The following is a 19,013-nucleotide window of genomic DNA, read 5'->3' as shown; positions in this document are numbered from 1 at the left end:
TGCCGGGAGGCAGCAAGAACTCGGGGGCAATCGTGATCTCGCGGACCGCTCGGTCCGCTCCGCCGGCACGCTTTCGCGTTGTTTCCAGTCGAACTGGGGTTGCGCCTCCGACCGCGGCGTGCTTGCTGCACACATGCCAAGATCCCATCAGGGCGAGTGCCCCTATGCGGATCATAAAAAAGACCCCGTGCAGGGCCCCGCGAGCGACCGGAAGAATTCGTCGACTGTCAACGTTAGCTGTAGCACAAAAACCACAAAAAACAAAGCAATATGACGCCGGATAGCGTAAAAACACGCTCCCACATGGCTGCATTGCCTGTTTCGCGGGCTCGGGGCGGAGAGAATCAGGGCGATCGCCTCGCGCCGCCAGGGGCTTTTTCGCGCCGGGCGGCCTCTCCCGTTCAATGCGCTTTGGAAAGCATCGAGCGGGAAAAGGCGGCGGCACCGCCGGCGATCGGCCGGAACCCGGCCTTGCCCCAGCGAAGCGCCGCACTGGCGGCCCGGCGTCAGCCGCCCTTGCCGGGCTTCGGCGAGAACAGGGTGGCGAGCTTGCCGTCGACGCCGTCGTAGTCCTTGGCCTCCGGCAGCGGATCGCGGCGGGCCGAGAGGTTCGGCCAGACCACGGAATATTCGGCGTTCAGCTTCAGCCAGCTGTCGAGGCCCGGCTCGGTGTCCGGCTTGATCGCCTCGGCCGGGCATTCGGGCTCGCAGACGCCGCAATCGATGCACTCGTCGGGATTGATGACGAGCATGTTCTCGCCTTCGTAGAAGCAGTCGACCGGACAGACTTCGACGCAGTCGGTGTATTTGCAGGCGATACAATTGTCGGTGACGACATAGGTCATGAGCGAAAACCCTGATCTCCACGGTCGAACGCTGGCGTAGCGGAGTTCCCCCCGCCATTCAAGGCCGATCGGCGGCCTTTCAGTCCGGTTCGGTCAGCTTGTCGAAGCGGCGGCGGTCACGTTTGGTCGGCCGCCCCTCGCCGGCCTCGACGACCGGCAGAGCGCCCGCGGCGGACGGCGCCTCGGGCGGCGTCAGATCCTCGTAGAGCGCCGAGGCGACGGTCGCCGAGCCGCGCCGCTCGGCGAAGTCCAGCACCTTCAGCACCCTGACCCGGCCGTGAAGGCCGATGGTCAGCACGTCGCCGGCCTTCACCGGCTGGGCGGGATCATCGATCTTGCGCCCGTTGAGGCGCACGTGTCCGGAGACGGCGAGCGCCTGACCGAGCGTCCGCGTCTTGACCACCCGCGCGTAGACCAGCCACTTGTCGATCCGCTGCCTATCCGACACGAGGCGCCCGTAGCTCCTATTTCTTCTTCTGCTGCTCGAGCGACGCCTTCAGCGCGGCCAGCGCCGCGAAGGGCGAATTGGGATCGGCCACCTTCTCGCGGCGCTGCGGCCGCTCGGCTGCGTTGCGGTCCGGGCTCCGTTCGGCCGGCCGGCCGTCGCGGCGGTCGCCGAACCGGCGCTCCTCGCGGCCTTCCCGCTTGTCGCCCTGCGGCCGGCGGTCCTGCCGGCGATCGTCCTGCGGACGGGGCGCGCGCCCATCGGCCGGCGCCTCGCCGGCCTCGGCCGGACGCGCCGCTCCACGGGGCGGACCGCGACGCTCGCCGCGATGGTCGTTCCGGTGCTCGCCATGCCGGGGACGGTCGCCGCGACCGGGCCGCCAGACGTCAACCTCGCGCTCCTCGACAGCGGCGGCCTCGGCCGCCTCGGCCGGCGCATCGGCAGCCGGCTCGGCGGCGGCTTCGACGGCAGGAGCCTCAACGGCGGATTCGTCGGCAGCGGCCGGCTCGGCAGGCGCCTCGGCGGCGGGCGTCTCGGCCGCTATCTCGGCAACGGGTGTCTCGACCGGCGCATCGCCGGCCGGCACCTCAACCGGAGCCGCTTCGACGGCCGGCGCCTCAGCCGGCGTCTCCTCGGCGGCAGGCGTCTCGACGGCAGCAGCCTCGGCCGGCACTTCCACGGCAGGCGCCTCGGTCGCAGCTTCCTCGGCGGCCGCAGGCGTCTCGGCCTTCTGCGGCTTGACCGGCACCTTGATCGTCCGCTTCTCCGAGCGGTAGCCGAGCCCGCGCAGAATCGAGGCAAAGTCCTCGCCCGAGCAGCCGAGCAGCGAGGTCATCGCCACCGTCACCATGAAGCCGCCGCCCTGCGGCAGCGCGCCGTCCGGCGGCGGCGCTCCGTCGACCGACTTGAAGGCGATCAGCGGCCGGATGATGTCGGCCAGCCGTTCGAGGATGTCGAGCCGCACCGCCCGCTCGCCGGCGACGCGGAAGCCGACCAGGCGGTAGAGCGTCTTGTCGAAGGCCGGATCGACCTTGATCGACGTGCGGCCGGAAGCCGACAGTTGCGGCAGCTCGGCAAGGCCCGGCATGTCGAGCGCGCCGTGCTTCAATGCCCAGAGCTGGGCGACCAGGGCGGCCGGCGCCGGCTTCAGCAGGGCCGGCACGTAGATATGGTAGGCGCCGAAGCGGACGCCGTATTTGCGCATCACGGCGCGCTGCGTCTGGTCGAGCGCCTTGACGTCGTCGGCGATGTCGTGCCGCTCGACGGTGCCGAGCGCCTCGACCATCCGGAAGGCGACGCCGCGGGCGATGCCTTCGAGATCGGCGGCGGTGCGCAGGTCGAACAGCGGCTTCAAGAGCGTCTGGATATGCGCGCCGACCCAGAGGTCGAGCCGGTCCTGCGCCTTGTCGCGGGCGGCGCCGGCCAGCAGATCGTCGGCCAGCAGCATCACCTTCGGGCTGAGCGTGTCGTCGCCGGCGACGATCCGGCCGACCGGCTGGCCGAGCCAGCGCAAGCTGCCGTCGGTGGACAGCACGATTTCCTCGTTGGGTGCCTTGGAGATGCGCTCGGCGCGCTTGTCGAACTCGCCGGAGAGCGCCTGCTGGGCGGCGGCCTTCAGCGCCTTGGCCTCGGAACCGTCGCCGCCCACCCCGGGATCGGGCACGAAGCGGAAGCCGTGCAGTTCGCCGACCGCCTGCCCCTCGACGAGCACGCCGCCGGTACCGGTGATTTCAGCTTCGAGCATGGTGTTCTCTCTCAATCTCTTCAACAATACCGACGTCCGGCGATCCACGAAACGCTGGGTCAACCGGTCATGCAGCGCATCCGACAACCGATCCTCGATGGCGCGCGTCCTGTCCCGCCAATGGCCGGGCGCGAACAGCCAGTCCGGCCGGTTGGCGACGAAGGTCCAGGTCCTGATGTCCGCCAGACGCCGCGACAGCGTATCGATATCGCCATCCGTCCTGTCAGACAACCCGACCTGCCGTGCAAACCAATCATCCGGAATCACGCCTTTTGCAATGAGGAATCGGTAAAGTGCGACGATGAGATCACCGTGCTGGGCCGGCGAAATCTTCCGGAAGTCGGGAACCTGGCAGACATCCCACAAGAGCGCCACCCGCGTGGCGCCGACGGCCGCCGCCGCCACGTCCTCGGACCTCAGCGCGAAGTCGAGCGCCCGCTGGTCGTCCGACGGCAGCGCCCGCGTCAGCCCCTCGACGCCGGGCGTCGCCTCGAGCGACGCCCTGAGCGCCTCGACGGAGGCGAAATCCAGGTTGCCGTTGCGCCACTGGAAGATACGCACCGGCTCGAAGTCGTGCCCCTCGATCGCCCGGACGATGTCCTCGTCGAAGGGCATCACCTGGCCGGTGACGCCGAAGGTGCCGTCGTTGAGATAGCGGCCGGCCCGGCCGGCGATCTGGCCGAGTTCGGCGGCGGTGAGGCCGCGATACTGGTAGCCGTCGAACTTGCGCGCCTGGGCGAAGGCGACGTGGCCGACGTCGAGGTTGAGGCCCATGCCGATGGCGTCGGTGGCCACCAGGAAATCGACGTCGCCGTTCTGGAACAGCGCCACCTGGGCGTTGCGGGTGCGCGGCGAAAGGGCACCCATCACCACCGCCGCGCCGCCGCGCTGGCGGCGGATCAGTTCGGCGACGGCATAGACCTCGTCGGACGAGAAGGCGACGATGGCCGAGCGCTCCGGCAGGCGGGTGATCTTCTTCGGCCCGCTATAGGCGAGATGGCTGAGGCGCGGCCGCGAGGTGACGGCGACGCCGGGCAGCAGGCGCTCGATCAGCGGCCGGGCGGTGGCCGAACCGAGCAGCATGGTCTCCTGCCGGCCGCGCACGTTGAGGATGCGGTCGGTGAACACGTGGCCGCGTTCGAGGTCGCCGGCCAGTTGCACCTCGTCGATGGCGACGAAGGCGACGTCGAGGTCGCGCGGCATGGCCTCCACCGTCGCCACCCAGTAGCGGGCGCCGCGCGGCACGATCTTCTCCTCGCCGGTGACCAGCGCCACGGCATTGGCGCCGACCCGCGCGACGACACGGCCGTAGACCTCGCGCGCCAGGAGGCGCAGCGGCAGGCCGATGGCGCCCGAGCCGTGCGACAGCATCTTCTCGATGGCGAGATGGGTCTTGCCGGTGTTGGTCGGCCCCAGCACCGCCGTCACCATCCGGGCGCGCGCGGGCGAGGAAAGAGGGGCCTCTCGGACGATGTTCATGGCGTCCCGTTCGGTTGATCGGCGAGGGCGTGGTCTTCCCTATACGAAAGCGCCGCCGAGAGGCCAGAAAAAACCGGCGGAAGCATGGCGATCGAACCGGAAAGGAATCAAACAGGAACGAATGCGGGGCGAATCGCAATTTTCAAGAGATTCCGCATTCGTTCCCCACAAGATATCGCGCCCACCGGAGTCTTCGATGCACCATCTTGAATCGCGCGACTCTGGCGCGGGAGTCGATCGATTCGGCATCGGAATCGATGTCAAGCCCCGAACAGGACCAAGACTCGAAAGCGAAATCATGGTTAACCAATTATACTATACCGTGGAAGTAGAACGACACGGCCGTTAACCCCTTCGACGGAGCGGGAACGAAGGCGGTCCGAATCGCCGACACGGCAATGTTCCCGCTTTGCCCCGACGAGATATGCCGGACGCCACTGAGGCCGGCACAAGATATCGGCCGGCCGCGGTTCTTATCGCCTGCCACGGTCACCGAAGCGTTAACGCTTCTGTCCCGGATCGGCACAGACGGCGGCAAGGACGGCAGAAGCAGCAACAAAAAAAGCGCCCCGGAGGGCGCTTTCATCACGGCCGGTTGCCGGCGTTCAGTTGGCGGCCTGCTCCAGCTTGTCGAGCTTGGCCGGATCGCCGAACTGGGTGGCCACCACTAGCAGCAGCCCGCGCATGGTCTTCACCGAGATCTTCGAGGGCAGCATCACCTTGCCCTCGGCCATCGGCACGAACCAGACGTCGAGGTCGCGGTTGTCGCGCATGTATTCGGTGGACTTGGTGCCCTCGCGGTGGCCGGCCACCGGCACCCAGCGGGCCGAGCAGCGGATGGCGTCGCCCTTGTAGCCGGGAACGTTGACCGGCTCGGTGCCGGTATAGCTGAGCTTGATGTCGTAGCGCGTCCAGCCGTCGAAGATCGGCAGCGTGCGGTCGCAGACGTCCTTGTCGTCGCGGACGATCGGCAGGATGGCCGCCGACAGCGGATCGACGACGTGGCGCTTGGCCGCCGAGGTCACCGGAACCCGGTCCTCGCGCTCGATCAGTTCGGGAATGGCCCGGAGGCTGCGGACGTTGCCGCCGCCGAGCGCCATCGACACCTGCGTCACGCTGTCGCCGCGGCTCATCAGCTCGTAGGTGGCGGGCACCAGGGACCGGCCGACATAGCCCTTGGCGTCGATGTAGCTCTCCTCGGAGCTGACGATACGGGCGAGGCCGGCGGTCGAGATGTGCAGCTTGGCGGCATAGGCGCCGCGCTCCACCTTCACCGACAGCGAGCCCTTGGCAATGCCTATGCCCATGAAGGAGGCGGCGTAGAGGGCCTGCACCTCGCCGTCGCGCGCCGACGCCGAGCCGGACGGCACCGCGGCGGTGAGCGCGGCGGCGAAGGCCGCCGTTGCCAGGGCGCCTTTCGAGCGACGCGGGAGAGTTTCGACACGAGCCACCACGGAACCTCCGTTTGCGGACGGCGCACCGTCCTCACCCCTCGGCCGCCGTCGGACGGCCGGAACGACGTTTCTGAAGACCATTTCTGGCGGGCGCTCCCGCCCGCTTTTCGCAGAGCGGCGGCCGATCCGCCAGCCGCCTCGTCGCCGATGATCGGTCGTCATGGTAACCGGATGGTTAACGTGACGGAAGCCTCGATGTTCCCCAGGCGCGAAATGTGACCGGCTCCGGCCGCCCGCTCCCGCCGCCGGGCGGCATTTTTGCCGGCGCCGCGCCGCTTCCGGGGGTTGACGGAGCCGACCGCGAGCGACTATAGGAACGCGACTTGAAACGGCGCCGCCGGCAGCATGCAAGCGGTGCCTTGGTTTATTTCGTCGCGAGGAGCGGCCTGAAGGCCTTGATCCCGCGCCAACAGAAAAAGAGGGTATGATGGCCCGGCGCTGCGAACTTACCGGCAAGGCCGTTCTGACGGGCAACAACGTCAGCCACGCCAACAACAGGACCAAGCGGCGCTTCCTGCCGAACCTCCTGGCGGTGACGCTCCTGTCCGACACGCTCGGCCAGTCGGTGCGCCTGCGCATCTCCGCCAACGCCCTGCGCTCGGTCGAGCACCGCGGCGGCCTCGATGCCTTCCTGGCCAAGGCCGGCGACGACGAGCTGTCGCCGCGCGCCCGCCTGATCAAGAAGCAGATCGAGAAGAAGGCCGCCGAAGCCGCCGCCGCTGCCTGATCGGCCGACGACGCCAGCCCATTCGGAGCCGCGATGCCGGGAACGGTATCGCGGCTTTGTCTATGTGTGCCTATGATGGTACACCTCGCGCGGAGCCCGGCCTCGCGGCCCTGCCTCCGTTTCCTGATGCCAAAGCCTGGTCTGTTCTGCCGGAGACTTTCGGACATGTTCGATAGACGCCTCATCCCGTCGGTGCTGGCGATGGTTGCCACCGTCGTCGCCTCCAACATCCTCGTCCAGTATCCCTTCACGCCCTTCGGGCTCGGCGACCTCCTCACCTGGGGCGCCTTCACCTACCCCTTCGCCTTCCTGGTGACCGACCTGACCAACCGCTGGTTCGGACCGGCGAAGACCCGCCGCGTCGTCTACGTCGGCTTCGCCATCGCCGTGCTGCTGTCGGTCTGGCTGTCCGAGCCGCGCATCGCGCTGGCCTCCGGCACCGCCTTCCTGTGCGCGCAACTGCTCGACGTCACCGTCTTCAACCGGCTGCGCTCCGGCTCCTGGTGGCGGGCGCCGCTCGTCTCCTCGTCGATCGGCTCGGCGCTCGACACGGCGATCTTCTTCTCGATTGCCTTCGCCGGCTCCGGCCTGCCCTGGACCACCTGGGCGCTCGGCGACTTCTCGGTGAAGATGGCCGTGGCGATCGCCTCGCTGTTGCCCTACGCCAGCCTGATGAACTGGGTGAAGCCTTATCAGCCGCTCAGGAACTGAGGTCTTCCGGTAAAAGATCACCCCAGCCGAGCTTGCCGGCCGCCTTGAAGGCGGCCCGGTCGCGGCTCGGCACGCGCGCCTCGCCGAGCGAGCCATCGGGCCGGCAGAGGGCGAAGACGATCTCGTGCTTGAAGGCGCGCGGCGGCCGCAGGATGCGGCCGCCGTCGCCATGTCCGGCCACCACCGCTCCCGGCGATTCCAGCACCAGATAGGCGTAGCGCTCGTCCTCGAACGGCACCGTGCCACCCTTGAGGCGCTTGTGGACGCGGCTCCGCTCGACGCGCACCGAGGTGTGGCACCAGTCGCCATCGGAGAGCGGACAGGGACCGGCGTGCGGACAGGGCGCCAGGATGCGGGCTCCCCTGGCGAGTGCCGCCTGCCGCACCGCCATCAGCCGGCCGTGGTCGCGCGGCGTTCCCGGCTCGACGATGACGATGCGATCGGCCCGGCCGACCAGCGCCGCCACCAGGCTTTCAGCGGCCGCAAGATCCAGCTCGGTCAGCGCATAGGCGACGACCGCCAGGTCGAACCGCCCGTCCGGTAGGCCGGAAGACCGGCTGATGTCGCCGGAGCGGATATCGGCATCGCGGATGGCCGGCGGCCCGGCGCTGGCAAGTTCGACGGCGAGAGCCCGGAAGTCGGCGCTGCCTTCCACCATGGTCACCGCGGCGACCGATGGCCACCGGCTTGCCGCCGCCCAGCTCGCCGTGCCCGGTCCGGCGCCGAGGTCGAGCAGGCTTTGCGGCGCGAAATCCGGCCGTGCCGCATCGAGACGATCGAGGGCGGCGGTCACCGCCGCATAGGTGGCCGGCATGCGGCTCGCCGCATAGGCGGCAACGCCGGCGGCGTCGGGCACCGCCTGTCGCGACGGCCGGTTGGCGCGATAGCCGGCCGACAACAGGGCGGCCGCGGCTCCGAGGTCGGACGGCTGCGCCCGCTCGGCCACCGCGGCGGCCAGCGCCGGGGGCAGGCGGCGATCGCTCATGGCGCCCTGAGGCGGAATTCGAGGTAGAGCGTCCGCTGCAGAAACAGCCGGTTGTCGTCGGAGATCAGCGACAGCCGCGTCTCGCCGCTGTCGGTCCGCCAGATCGACAGCCCCTCCATGTTGTCGATCTGTTCGGTCATGCTGGCCTCCATGACGACCTCACCGTCGATGACGGCACCCTGCCGGATGTCGGCGAGGCGGAAGACGCGGATGCGCGCCCCGAAGCCACCGACGAACGAGAACTTGCGTTCGAGCACGTAGAGCCGGCCATCCGGCCCGACCTTGGCGTCGGTGAGGTCGTAGCCGCCGGTGCGGCGGACGCGGAAGGCCAGCGGCGCCTTGCCGCCGATCACCCAGCCGGGCGGGTTTTCGGTGCCCGCTCCCCGTTCCGCCTCCTCGCCGAGGATGACGAAGCGGCCGGCAAGGCCGCTGCCGGCCGGCAGCGCCGCCACCGATTCGAGGCCGCGGTTGGGCTGGAGGAGGCGGACCTCCCTCGGCAGGTCGATCGCCGAGACGGCGCCGATGAAGCCGTCGGCGTCAACCGGCCCGACCATCACCGCCGGCCGCTGCTCGAACGAGACGACGCCGGACGGCCGGCCGTCCGGACCGACGTAGAGATCCAACCCCTCGGTGTCGGACTGGACCTTGCTGCGCGGCAGCGGCCCCTTTGTGGTGGCGAGGCGGCGAATGCGCGCCTCCGACAGCCCGACCGGCCGGCCGGCCGCGTCGCGGTCGATGGCGGCCACCAGCATCAGGCCGTCGTCGCTGAGCGACAGGAGGCGCCGGCCGGCCTCCGACACCACCAGGCCGGAGAGGCCGCCGACCTCGCGCCGGTCGGAGCGGACCTCGAAGCCGCCGACGAAGTCGAGGCGGCCGAAGCGCGTTCGGCCCGGCTCGGTCACCGAGAAGCCGGCCAGCGGCCGGGCAATGATCTTCGCGGCAAGATCGGCGGCGGCGGCCGCCGCCGGGGCGAGGAGGAGAAGGGCGGCGAGAAGCGCCCGGCCGCCCCTCATGCAAGGCCCAGCGACGAGACGCGGCGGCGCTTCGGCTTGCCGCCGGCGCGGATCGCCTTCTGCGTCGGCTGCTCCTCGAACAGCGAAGCGAGCTGGTCGGTCATGGCGCCGGCCAGTTCCTCGACGTCGACGATGGTGACGGCGCGCTTGTAGAAGCGCGTCACGTCGTGGCCGATGCCGATGGCGATCAGTTCCACCGGCGAGCGCTCCTCGATCTCCTCGATGACGTAGCGCAGGTGGCGTTCGAGATAGTTGCCGGGATTGACCGACAGCGTCGAATCGTCGACCGGCGCGCCGTCGGAGATCATCATCAGGATGCGGCGGTTCTCCGGCCGGGCGAGCAGGCGCTGATGCGCCCAGTCGAGCGCCTCGCCGTCGATGTTCTCTTTCAGGAGCCCCTCGCGCATCATCAGGCCGAGATTGCGCCGCGCCCGCCGCCAGGGCGCGTCGGCCGGCTTGTAGACGATGTGGCGCAGGTCGTTGAGCCGGCCGGGGCCGGCCGGCTTGCCGGCGGCGAGCCAGGTCTCGCGCGACTGCCCGCCCTTCCAGGCCTTGGTGGTGAAGCCGAGGATCTCCACCTTGACGCCGCAGCGTTCGAGCGTACGGGCGAGGATGTCGGCGCAGGCGGCGGCGACGGTGATCGGCCGGCCGCGCATCGAGCCGGAATTGTCGATCAACAGCGTCACCACCGTGTCGCGGAAATCGGTGTCGCGCTCCATCTTGAAGGCCAGCGGCGCCAGGGGATCGGTGACGACGCGGGTGATGCGGGCGGTATCGAGGATGCCTTCCTCGATATCGAAATCCCAGGCGCGGTTCTGCTGGGCCATCAGGCGGCGCTGCAGGCGGTTGGCGAGCCGCGCCACCACGCCGGCCAGATTGGCGAGCTGCTTGTCGAGAAGGCCGCGCAGCCGGTCGAGTTCGGCGCCGTCGCAGACGTCCTCCGGCCGCGTCACCTCGTCGAACTTCTGGGTGAACACCTTGTAGTCGCTGGCGGGCGGCTGGTTGGAAAACGGCAGCTCCGGCCGCTTGGCCTCGCCGGGATCGCGCGAATCGTCCTCCTCGTCGAAGTCGCCGGGATCGTCCGACATCTCCGATTCGGCGTCGCCGTCGGTGGACTCCTCGTCGTCGCCGGCCACCTCGCGCTCGCGGGCCGCCGTCTGGTCGGCCTCGGCGTCCTCGCTCGGCTCGGCCGAGGCTTCGGCGTCCTCGGCCTCCTGCCGCTCGCCCTCCTGGTTCTGGTCCTCGTCGGGGTCGCCGCCGAGTTCGTCGCCCATCTCCAGGCTGGCGAGCAGGTTGCGCGTGGCGCGGGCGAAGGCTTGCTGGCTGGAGATGGCGTCGGCGAGGCCGTCGAGATCGGAGCCGGCCCGCGCCTCGATGAACTCGCGCCAGGCCTCCACCACCCCTTGGGCGCTTTTCGGCGGCGGCGCGCCGGTCAGCTTCTCGCGCACCAAGAGCGCCACCGCCTCCGATAGCGGCGCGTCGTCGCGGCTCTCGATGTGCTGCAGATTGGGCCGGAGATAGCGCTCCTCCAGCATGGCGGCGAGATTGCCGGCGACGCCGGGCATGGCACGGGCGCCGAGCGCCTCGCAGCGGGCCTGCTCGACGGCGTCGAACACCGCCTTGGCCTTCGCCCCCTCCGGCAGGTAGGTGCGGTGCACCGCCTCGTTATGGCAGGCGAGCCTGAGCGCCAGCGCGTCGCCGGCGCCGCGCGTCACGGCGACGTCGAAGGCGGTGGGCCGGCGCGGCGGATCGGGCACGCGCGCCTTGTGGCCGTTGAGCGACGGCCGGTCGGCGGCGAACACCACCTCCAGTTCGCCGTCGCCGGAAATCGCCCGCATCGCCGTCGTCACCGCTTTTCTGAACGGCTCGACGGCCGGCGGGCCGCCCTTCTGCGTGTCGGGATGCGCCATGTCGCCGTCTCCGCGCCGGTCAGCCGAGCAGGATGTTGGCGGCGCTCTCCGGCAGTTCCCTGCCGAAGCAGCGCTGGTAGAACTCGGCCACCTGCATCCGCTCGGTCTCGTCGCACTTGTTGAGGAAGGTCAGGCGGAAGGCGAAGCCGACGTCGCCGAAGATCGCGGCGTTCTCGGCCCAGGTCAGCACCGTGCGCGGGCTCATCACCGTGGAGATGTCGCCGTTGACGAAGGCCGAGCGCGTCATGTCGGCGACGCGCACCATCTTGGAGATGGCGTCGCGACCCTCCGGCCCGGTGAAGCTCTTGGCCTTGGCCAGGATGATGCCCACCTCGTGGTCGTGCGGCAGGTAGTTGAGCGTGGTGACGATCGACCAGCGGTCCATCTGACCCTGGTTGATCTGCTGCGTGCCGTGGTAGAGGCCCGAGGTGTCGCCGAGGCCGACGGTGTTGGCGGTGGCGAACAGGCGGAAGGCCGGATGCGGCCGGATGACCCGGTTCTGGTCGAGCAGCGTCAGCTTGCCGGCCACTTCCAGCACGCGCTGGATGACGAACATCACGTCGGGACGGCCGGCGTCGTATTCGTCGAACACCAGCGCCACGTTGTTCTGCAAGGCCCAGGGCAGGATGCCGTCGCGGAACTCGGTGACCTGCTTGCCGTCGCGCAGCACGATGGCGTCCTTGCCGATCAGGTCGATGCGGCTGATGTGGCTGTCGAGGTTGACGCGGACGAGCGGCCAGTTGAGGCGGGCGGCCACCTGCTCGATATGCGTCGACTTGCCGGTGCCGTGATAGCCGGACACCATGACGCGGCGGTTGTGCGAGAAGCCGGCCAGGATGGCCAGCGTCGTCGCCCGGTCGAACAGGTAGTCCGGGTCGAGATCGGGCACGTGCTCGTCGGCTTGGGAATAGGCGGGAACCTCGATGTCGGTGTCGATACCGAACACCTCGCGGACCGAGACCCGGATATCGGGCAGCGGCGCGGCATACGTCTGCTGAACCATGAGACCTCCTGGAGCGACCAAGCGGAGGGAGGAAGTCGCTCCGTCAAAACGGGAATATGCGGCCGGTCAACAGAAACCGGCGGTCTTCAGGTAATTATAGGCTTGGATGATCTCCCGCAACCGTTCCTCTGAGGAACGATCGCCGCCGTTGGCGTCCGGGTGATGGCGTTTGACCATCGTCTTGTACTGCGCCTTGATCTCCTCGCGGGAGACGCCGGCTTCGAGATGCAGCGTCTCGAAGGCCCGCTGGGTCATCGGCGACAGGTGGCGGCGCGGCTCTTCCGGCTCGGCCCGCATGCCGCCGGCCCGCGAGCCGTGGAACACGCCGAACGGGTCGTTGTAGGTCGGCTCGGCCGGCCGGCCGCGACGGCCGGCATTGGGATCGGTCTGGCCCCAGCGGTTGACCGACACCGTCCAGGTCGGCCGGTGGCCGGTGATGGCGTCCTTCTGGAAGGCGATGACGGCATCGTCGCCCATGCCCGAGAAGTAGTTGTAGGACTTGTTGTAGAGCTGCACGTGCTCGAGGCAGAAGTGGTGATACTGCCCCTCGCGGCCGCGGCCCTTCGGGGCGCGATAGGCGCCGGCGCCGCTGCAACCCTCCCACTCGCAGGGCGGGAACTGGTCGCGGGCGACGCTTTCCTTGTCCGGCTTGATCCGGATTTTCTCGAAGAGCTTGGAAGTGGAGTCCATGGTTCGCCGATTATGGGCATTGGGACGCGCGCCCGCAAGGCGTTGACAATCGGCTCGCGCGGTCGCCAGATGCCGGGTTGCTTCGTTGGGTCGCATCGGGCCGAAAGGTGCCGGCACTTTTCGGCCCGATGCGTCAGTCGATAGATTGAGCAACAGAGCGCATCCGTCAGGATGCCTGTTGCTCGAGCCGAGAAGGATGTCCGATGGCTTCGATGATCCCGCCCGCCCCCGACCGCAAGAGCCGCATCGAGGCGGCGCTCGCCGCGCTGTCGCCCACCCTGCTCACGGTGACCGACCTCAGCGAACGCCACCGCGGCCATGCCGGCTGGCGCGAGGGAGGGGAGACCCATTACGCCGTTGAAATGGTGTCGGCGGCCTTCGAGGGCAAGAGCCGCCTCGCCCGCCAGCGGCTGGTGATGGACGCGCTGAAGGCCGAGTTCGAGAGCGGCCTGCACGCCCTCTCCGTCACCGCCCGCGCGCCGGGGGAATGACGGGGGCGCCCGGCGGCTCCACCGGGCCGACCTTCAGCGCGGTGATGCGGTTCCTCTGGCGCCTGAGCACGCGGAAGCGGAAGCCGTGGAAGGTGAAGGACTGGCCGGGATCGGGGATCATCCGCGCCTCGTGGATGACCAGGCCGGCGATGGTGGTCGCCTCGTCGTCGGGCAGGCGCCAGTCCATCATGCGGTTGAGGTCGCGGATCGGCACGGCGCCGTCCACAGAGGCCGAACCGTCGGGATAGGGGCGGACGCCCTCCACCACCACGTCCTGCTCGTCGGCGATGTCGCCGACGATCTCCTCCAGGATGTCCTCGAGCGTGACGAGGCCCTGCACCTCGCCGTATTCGTCGACCACCAGCGCCAGGTGGATCTTGCGCTTCAGGAAGGCCCTGAGCTGGTCGGCGGCCAGCGTGGTGTCCGGCACGAACCAGGGCGGCGTCATCAGCGTCTCGACGCACACCTTGCCGGCGTCGCCGCCGGCCCGGTCGACGGCCCGCAGCAGCTCCTTGGAATGCAGCACGCCGACGATGTCGTCGGCCTCCTCGCGCCAGAGCGGATGGCGGGTGAACGGGCTGGCGATCACCGCCTTCAGGAGGTCGCCGACCGGCATGTCCACGTCGAAGGTGCGCATCTTGGTGCGGTGGACCATGATGTCGGAGAGCGGCAGCTCGCTGAGGTCGAGCACGCCGCCGACCATGTCGCGGTCGTCCTTCACCACGTCGCCCTCGCGGTGCATCAGGTCGACCGCCTCGCGGATCTCCTCGTGCGCCGTCCAGGCGCTGTCGCGCGGCGCCTTGGCGGCGAGGCGGAGCGGGGCGATCACCGCCTTCTCGATGCCGGCGATCAGCGGCTCCAAGAGCCGCGCCGGCGCCTCGATGGCCGGCAACAGCGCCAGCGCCGACCGCTCGGGCCGCAGCGACACCAGGACGCGCGGCACCGCGTCGAGCAGGATGGCGATCAGCATGCCGCCGACCGCCCAGCCGGCGCGCCGCCAGGGGTCGGGCTCGAAGGCCAGCACGGCGCGCGTCGCGAAGATGGTCAGCGCCACCGTCGACACCTGCCGGGCGAGGCGGATGGCCGACACCGCCCGCGCCCGGTCGGCGGTCAGCTCGACGAGGCGGCTGATGCGGCGGTCGCCAAGCCGCTCCATGTGATGCAGCTTGGTGCGGTTGCAGGCGAGCAGCGCCGAGCCGGCCGCCGACAGGACCACCGTGACGACGACGAACAGGGCGACCGGCACGCCGGCGGCGAAGAGATCGACGACCGCTCCGCCCCCGTCGTCCATCAGGCCTGCCCCTCGCTGAGCTTGTCGGTGAGGAAGGCGCGCACCGCCTCGGCCGGCACGTCGCGGGCGATGAACGCCTCGCCGATGCCGCGGCTGAGGATGAAGGTCAGCGCGCCGTTCTGCACCTTCTTGTCCTGACCGATCAGCTCCATGAAGGTGGCGACGCTCGGCGCGCCGCCGGGCAGCTCGGCAAGCCGGGTCGGCAGGCCGACGGCCTGAAGATGGGCGCGAATGCGGTCAGCGTCGTCCTGCGACATCTGGTTGAGCCGCACCGAGAAATCGTGGGCGAGCACCATGCCGAGCGCCACCGCCTCGCCGTGCACCACCGAACCGTCGTAGCCGGCCGCCGTCTCGATGGCATGGCCGAAGGTGTGGCCGAGGTTGAGGAGCGCGCGGTCGCCGGTTTCGCGCTCGTCGCGGCTGACGATGGCCGCCTTGGAGCGGCAGGAGACGGCGATCGCCTCGGTGCGGGCCGGGCCGCCGGCGAACACATCGCGCCAGTTGCCTTCGAGCCAGGCGAAGAAGCCGGCATTGTCGATCAGGCCGTATTTGACCACCTCGGCATAGCCGGCGCGGAACTCGCGCTCGGACAGCGTGTCGAGCACCTTGGTGTCGATCAGCACCAGATCGGGCTGGTGGAACACGCCGACCAGATTCTTGCCGTGGCGGCTGTTGATGCCGGTCTTGCCGCCGACCGAGGAATCCACCTGGCTGAGCAGCGTCGTCGGCACCTGCACGAAGCGCATGCCGCGCCGCACCACGCCGGCGACGAAGCCGGAGAGGTCGCCGACCACGCCGCCGCCCAGCGCCACCACCGCGTCGCCGCGCTCGTAGCGGCCGCCGACCACCTGGTCGACCACCTGCTCGAACACGTCGAAGCACTTGGACGCTTCGCCGGCCGGGATGACCACGGCGCTGGCCGTGACGCCGGCCCGCCGCAGCGACTTCTCGAAGGCGACGAGATGGCGGCCGGAGACGTTGGAATCGGTGATGATGCAGGCGCGCGCCTTGGGCAGCACGGCGCGGAACCAGCGGCCGGCGTCGGTGGCCAGCCCCTCGCCGATCAGGATGTCGTAGGACCGGTCGCCGAGCGACACCGGCACCTTGACGATGCCGTCCGTTTCATCTTCTGCCGTCATGTCTTCCCCCGTCCCGTGCCATCACGGCATCCGTGCCCGTTGTTCCGCCTCGTCGATCAGCCACGCTTCCAGCGCCGCCATCACCGCGTCGACCATCGCCTCGTGCGGCACGTCCACCGACTGCACGGTGAGATCGGCCTCGGCATAAACCGGATAGCGCAGGTCGACGAGCGCCTTCAGCGTGCCCTCGGGATCGGCGTTCTGCAGCAGCGGCCGCGTCGGCCGCCGCCGCACCCGCTCGAACAGCAGCTCCCAGTCGGCCTTCAGCCAGATCGACAGGCCGGCGGCGCGGATCGCCGCCCGCGTCTCGGCGTTCATGAAGGCGCCGCCGCCGGTGGCGATGATCTGGCGCGGCTCGCGCAGCAGGCGGGCGATCACCCGCCGCTCGCCCTGCCGGAAATAGTCCTCGCCGTGCTCGGCGAAGATCTCCGTCACCGTCTTCTTGGCCGCCTCCTCGATCGCCGTGTCGGCATCGACGAAGGTCAGGCCGAGACGGCCGGCCAGGCGCTTGCCCACCGACGTCTTGCCCGCCCCCATCATGCCGACCAGCACCACCGAGCGGCTGCCCAGCAGATCGACGATGCGCGCGCCGGCTCCGCCGCGCCGGGCGGCGGCGTCGGGATCGCGGCGGCGGTTTGTCTTGACGTCGGCCATGAGAAGTCTCATGGGTTGAGGAGGCGCGTCTGTCAAGCAGTTAGCGCCGCCGAGCGGCCGCCGTCGCGACAGAGCGGACACCCCCAAGCGGACCCATGCCCACCATCACCCGTTTCCTCGGTTTCCTGCTCGCCCTCGCCGCCCTCGCCATGGCGGCCGTGCTGGCACTCGCCCATCTTGTGCAGCCGGAAACGCGCACCTTCAGCGTGCCGATCGATCCGTCGGTGCTGGCCGGCGCCCGGCCGCTGACGCCGCCGCCGGCCGCCGTCGAGCCGGCCGACGCCGCGCTGTCCGACGAGGCGCCCGACGAGACCCCGGACGAAGCCGCGGGCGGCCAGCGATGAGCGACGCCGCCCTCGTCGAAGCCTATCTCGAGGCGGCGAGCATCGAGGACGCAGCCGCCGACAACACCCTTGTCGCCTACCGCGCCGACCTCGCGCTCTATCTCTCCTTCCTGGCCGGCCGCGGTCGCGGCCTGCTCGACGCCGCGACCGGCGACGTCGAGGCTTTCCTGGCCGGCCTCGCCGCCGAGGGCTTCGCGGCGGCGACGCAGGCCCGCCGCCTGTCGGCGGTCCGCCAGCTCCACAAGTTCCTCTACGCCGAGGGCCGCCGGCCCGACGATCCCACCGCCCGCGTCGACCGGCCGCGCACCCGCCGGCCGTTGCCCAAGGTGCTGTCGGTGGAGGAGGTCGGCCGGCTGATGGACGCCGTCGCCGCGGCGGCCGCCGAGCCCGTCGAGGATGCGGCCGAGGCGCTGCGCCGTGCCCGCTTCTCGGCCATGCTGGAGACGCTCTATGCCTCCGGCCTGCGCGTCTCCGAACTGGTCGCCCTGCCGGCCGGCGCCATCCGCGAGGGCACGGCCGCCATCACGGTGCGCGGCAAGGGCGCAAAAGACCGCCTGGTGCCGGTCGGCGACACGGCGCGCGCCGCCGTCCTCGCCTATCGGCGGCTGCTCAAGGCGAGCGGTCGCCACGCCGGCAGCCCCTTCCTGTTCCCCGCCGCCTCGGAGACCGGCCACGTCACCCGCCAGAGCTTTGCCCGCCAGTTGAAGGACGCCGCCGCCCGGCTCGGCATCGCGCCGGACAAGCTGTCGCCGCACGTGCTCCGCCATGCCTTTGCCAGCCATCTCCTCCAGAACGGCGCCGATCTCCGCGTCGTTCAGGAGCTGCTCGGCCACGCCGACATCGGCACGACGGAGATCTACACCCACGTTCTCGAGCATCGCCTCGCCGCCCTGGTCGCCGACCACCATCCGCTGTCCGAGCGTTGATTTCCTTGGTATTGGCACGGAGATGGCCACACAATTGCCGGCATTTGCGGCGATGGGCGTTGACAAGGCGGCGGTTCGGAAGCCAAGTGTGCGCGGCCTCCGCTCTCTCGGAGACACCGAGGGACGAGACGGCGGCCGGGGCACCATGAAGAGAGCCGGATGAGAAGCTATCTCGACTTTGAGAAACCCATCGCCGACCTTGAGGGCAAGGTTCAGGAGCTGAAGGCCCTCGCCGAGGGCGGCAACACCCTCGCCATCGACGATGACATCGCCAAGCTCGAGACGAGTGCCGCCCAGGCGCTTGCCGACATCTACACCCGCCTCACCCCCTGGCAGAAGGCGCAGGTCGCCCGCCATCCCGACCGGCCGCACGCCGTCCACTACATCGAGCGCCTGATCGCCGACTGGACGCCGCTGGCCGGCGATCGCAACTTCGGCGAGGACGCGGCGATCATCGCCGGCCTCGGCAGCTTCCGCGGCCGTCCGGTGGCGGTGATCGGCCAGGAGAAGGGCCACGACACCCAGACCCGCATCCGCCACAACTTCGGCATGGCCCGGCCGGAAGGCTACCGCAAGGCCATCCGCATCATGGAGCTGGCCGATCGCTTCGACCTGCCGCTGATCTCGCTGGTCGACACGGCCGGCGCCTATCCCGGCATCGGCGCCGAGGAGCGCGGCCAGGCCGAGGCCATCGCCCGCTCGACGCAGGCCTGCCTGCGCCTCGGCGTGCCGATCGTCTCGGTGGTGATCGGCGAGGGCGGCTCCGGCGGCGCCATCGCCATCGCCACCGCCAACCGCGTCTTCATGCTGGAGCATTCCATCTATTCGGTGATCTCGCCCGAAGGCGCCGCCTCCATCCTGTGGAAGGATTCGGCCAAGGCGCAGGACGCGGCGATGAACATGCGCATCACCGCCCAGGACCTCACCCGTTACGGCATCATCGACGGCATCATCGACGAGCCGGTCGGCGGCGCCCACCGGGCGCCCGACCAGGTGATCGAGGCGGTGGGCGGCGTCATCGAGGCGGCGCTCTCCACCTTCGACGGCAAGAGCCGCGACGACATCCGCGACGACCGCCGCCGCAAGTTCCTGGCCATCGGTCGCGACCTGAAGGTGTAGCATACGTGTGCCGGCGGTAACGGTTCGCTAACCATCGCCGCCG

Annotated in this window: 18 protein-coding genes; 6 read left to right on the top strand and 12 right to left on the bottom strand. The window is 69.8% G+C overall.

The annotated features are described in order from the left end of the window. Positions 1 to 506: 506 nt before the first annotated feature. The 4 genes from fdxA to H512_RS25750 form a co-directional block, all read right to left on the bottom strand. On the bottom strand, positions 507 to 845 hold the full coding sequence (fdxA, locus tag H512_RS0109435; protein WP_026783248.1) for a ferredoxin FdxA: 339 nt from the start codon (positions 843 to 845) through the stop codon (positions 507 to 509). 79 nt (positions 846 to 924) lie between these two features. Further along, a complete protein-coding gene (locus H512_RS0109430; RefSeq protein WP_026783247.1) occupies positions 925 to 1,293 on the bottom strand; it encodes an RNA-binding S4 domain-containing protein in 369 nt (122 codons plus the stop codon). Between the two features lie 16 nt (positions 1,294 to 1,309). Next, positions 1,310 to 4,513 carry a helicase-related protein gene (locus H512_RS0109425; protein WP_026783246.1) on the bottom strand — a complete coding sequence of 1,068 codons (3,204 nt, stop codon included), beginning with the start codon at positions 4,511 to 4,513 and terminating at the stop codon, positions 1,310 to 1,312. A 605-nt stretch (positions 4,514 to 5,118) separates the two neighbouring features. Further along, positions 5,119 to 5,964 carry a DUF3108 domain-containing protein gene (locus H512_RS25750; RefSeq protein WP_053239719.1) on the bottom strand — a complete coding sequence of 282 codons (846 nt, stop codon included), beginning with the start codon at positions 5,962 to 5,964 and terminating at the stop codon, positions 5,119 to 5,121. Between the two features lie 430 nt (positions 5,965 to 6,394). On the opposite strand from H512_RS25750, the gene rpmB reads away from it, so the two are divergent. Together rpmB and H512_RS0109410 are read left to right on the top strand one after the other, a co-directional pair. Next, positions 6,395 to 6,694 (top strand): 50S ribosomal protein L28, encoded by a 300-nt coding sequence (rpmB, locus tag H512_RS0109415; RefSeq protein WP_026783245.1) that lies wholly within the window; start codon positions 6,395 to 6,397, stop codon positions 6,692 to 6,694. A 165-nt stretch (positions 6,695 to 6,859) separates the two neighbouring features. Then, entirely contained in the window at positions 6,860 to 7,405 is a 546-nt protein-coding gene (locus H512_RS0109410) for a queuosine precursor transporter (protein WP_026783244.1), read from the top strand. Here the strand turns inward: H512_RS0109410 and H512_RS0109405 are convergent. From H512_RS0109405 to H512_RS0109385, 5 genes are all read right to left on the bottom strand, one after another. Further along, positions 7,395 to 8,390: a small ribosomal subunit Rsm22 family protein gene (locus H512_RS0109405; protein WP_026783243.1), complete on the bottom strand. Its 996-nt coding sequence runs from the start codon at positions 8,388 to 8,390 to the stop codon at positions 7,395 to 7,397. The genes H512_RS0109410 and H512_RS0109405 overlap by 11 nt on opposite strands. After that, entirely contained in the window at positions 8,387 to 9,403 is a 1,017-nt protein-coding gene (locus H512_RS0109400; RefSeq protein WP_026783242.1) for an esterase-like activity of phytase family protein, read from the bottom strand. Before H512_RS0109400 ends, H512_RS0109405 begins: the two co-directional genes overlap by 4 nt. Beyond that, positions 9,400 to 11,313, bottom strand: a complete 1,914-nt coding sequence (gene cobT, locus H512_RS23305) for a cobaltochelatase subunit CobT (protein ID WP_036790940.1) — start codon at positions 11,311 to 11,313, stop codon at positions 9,400 to 9,402. The genes H512_RS0109400 and cobT overlap by 4 nt, the downstream gene beginning before the upstream one ends. A gap of 19 nt (positions 11,314 to 11,332) precedes the next feature. Then, complete coding sequence (gene cobS, locus H512_RS0109390) at positions 11,333 to 12,316, bottom strand: cobaltochelatase subunit CobS (protein WP_026783241.1); 984 nt, start codon at positions 12,314 to 12,316, stop codon at positions 11,333 to 11,335. Positions 12,317 to 12,382: 66 nt separating this feature from the next. After that, positions 12,383 to 13,006, bottom strand: coding sequence for a J domain-containing protein (locus H512_RS0109385; RefSeq protein WP_026783240.1), 624 nt, complete (start codon positions 13,004 to 13,006; stop codon positions 12,383 to 12,385). 203 nt (positions 13,007 to 13,209) lie between these two features. On the opposite strand from H512_RS0109385, the gene H512_RS0109380 reads away from it, so the two are divergent. Next, complete coding sequence (locus H512_RS0109380) at positions 13,210 to 13,497, top strand: BolA family protein (RefSeq protein WP_156899437.1); 288 nt, start codon at positions 13,210 to 13,212, stop codon at positions 13,495 to 13,497. On the opposite strand, the gene H512_RS23300 is transcribed toward H512_RS0109380, so the two are convergent. From H512_RS23300 to H512_RS23295, 3 genes are read right to left on the bottom strand one after another with little or no spacing between them, the layout of a single operon-like run. Further along, complete coding sequence (locus H512_RS23300) at positions 13,472 to 14,788, bottom strand: HlyC/CorC family transporter (protein ID WP_036790937.1); 1,317 nt, start codon at positions 14,786 to 14,788, stop codon at positions 13,472 to 13,474. The two genes, H512_RS0109380 and H512_RS23300, sit on opposite strands and share 26 nt — an antisense overlap. Further along, positions 14,788 to 15,927: a 3-dehydroquinate synthase gene (gene aroB / locus H512_RS0109370; protein ID WP_026783238.1), complete on the bottom strand. Its 1,140-nt coding sequence runs from the start codon at positions 15,925 to 15,927 to the stop codon at positions 14,788 to 14,790. Before aroB ends, H512_RS23300 begins: the two co-directional genes overlap by 1 nt. 21 nt (positions 15,928 to 15,948) lie before the next feature. Further along, the gene (locus tag H512_RS23295) at positions 15,949 to 16,581 is read right to left on the bottom strand and encodes a shikimate kinase (RefSeq protein ID WP_053239718.1); all 633 of its coding nucleotides are present in this window, start codon (positions 16,579 to 16,581) and stop codon (positions 15,949 to 15,951) included. A 95-nt stretch (positions 16,582 to 16,676) separates the two neighbouring features. Here H512_RS23295 and H512_RS0109360 point away from each other — a divergent pair, with 95 nt between their 5' ends. From H512_RS0109360 to H512_RS0109350, 3 genes are all read left to right on the top strand, one after another. Further along, positions 16,677 to 16,925, top strand: a complete 249-nt coding sequence (locus tag H512_RS0109360) for a hypothetical protein (protein ID WP_026783237.1) — start codon at positions 16,677 to 16,679, stop codon at positions 16,923 to 16,925. Continuing rightward, on the top strand, positions 16,922 to 17,851 hold the full coding sequence (locus tag H512_RS0109355; RefSeq protein ID WP_026783236.1) for a site-specific tyrosine recombinase XerD: 930 nt from the start codon (positions 16,922 to 16,924) through the stop codon (positions 17,849 to 17,851). The genes H512_RS0109360 and H512_RS0109355 overlap by 4 nt, the downstream gene beginning before the upstream one ends. A 159-nt stretch (positions 17,852 to 18,010) precedes the next feature. Continuing rightward, positions 18,011 to 18,970, top strand: coding sequence for an acetyl-CoA carboxylase carboxyltransferase subunit alpha (locus tag H512_RS0109350; protein ID WP_026783235.1), 960 nt, complete (start codon positions 18,011 to 18,013; stop codon positions 18,968 to 18,970). Positions 18,971 to 19,013 lie beyond the last annotated feature (43 nt).

It is taken from the genome of Pleomorphomonas koreensis DSM 23070 (genome assembly GCF_000425185.1).
Taxonomy (GTDB): domain Bacteria; phylum Pseudomonadota; class Alphaproteobacteria; order Rhizobiales; family Pleomorphomonadaceae; genus Pleomorphomonas; species Pleomorphomonas koreensis.
Note: the sequence above shows the minus strand (reverse complement) of the source record. Positions and strands in the feature narration are given on the sequence as shown.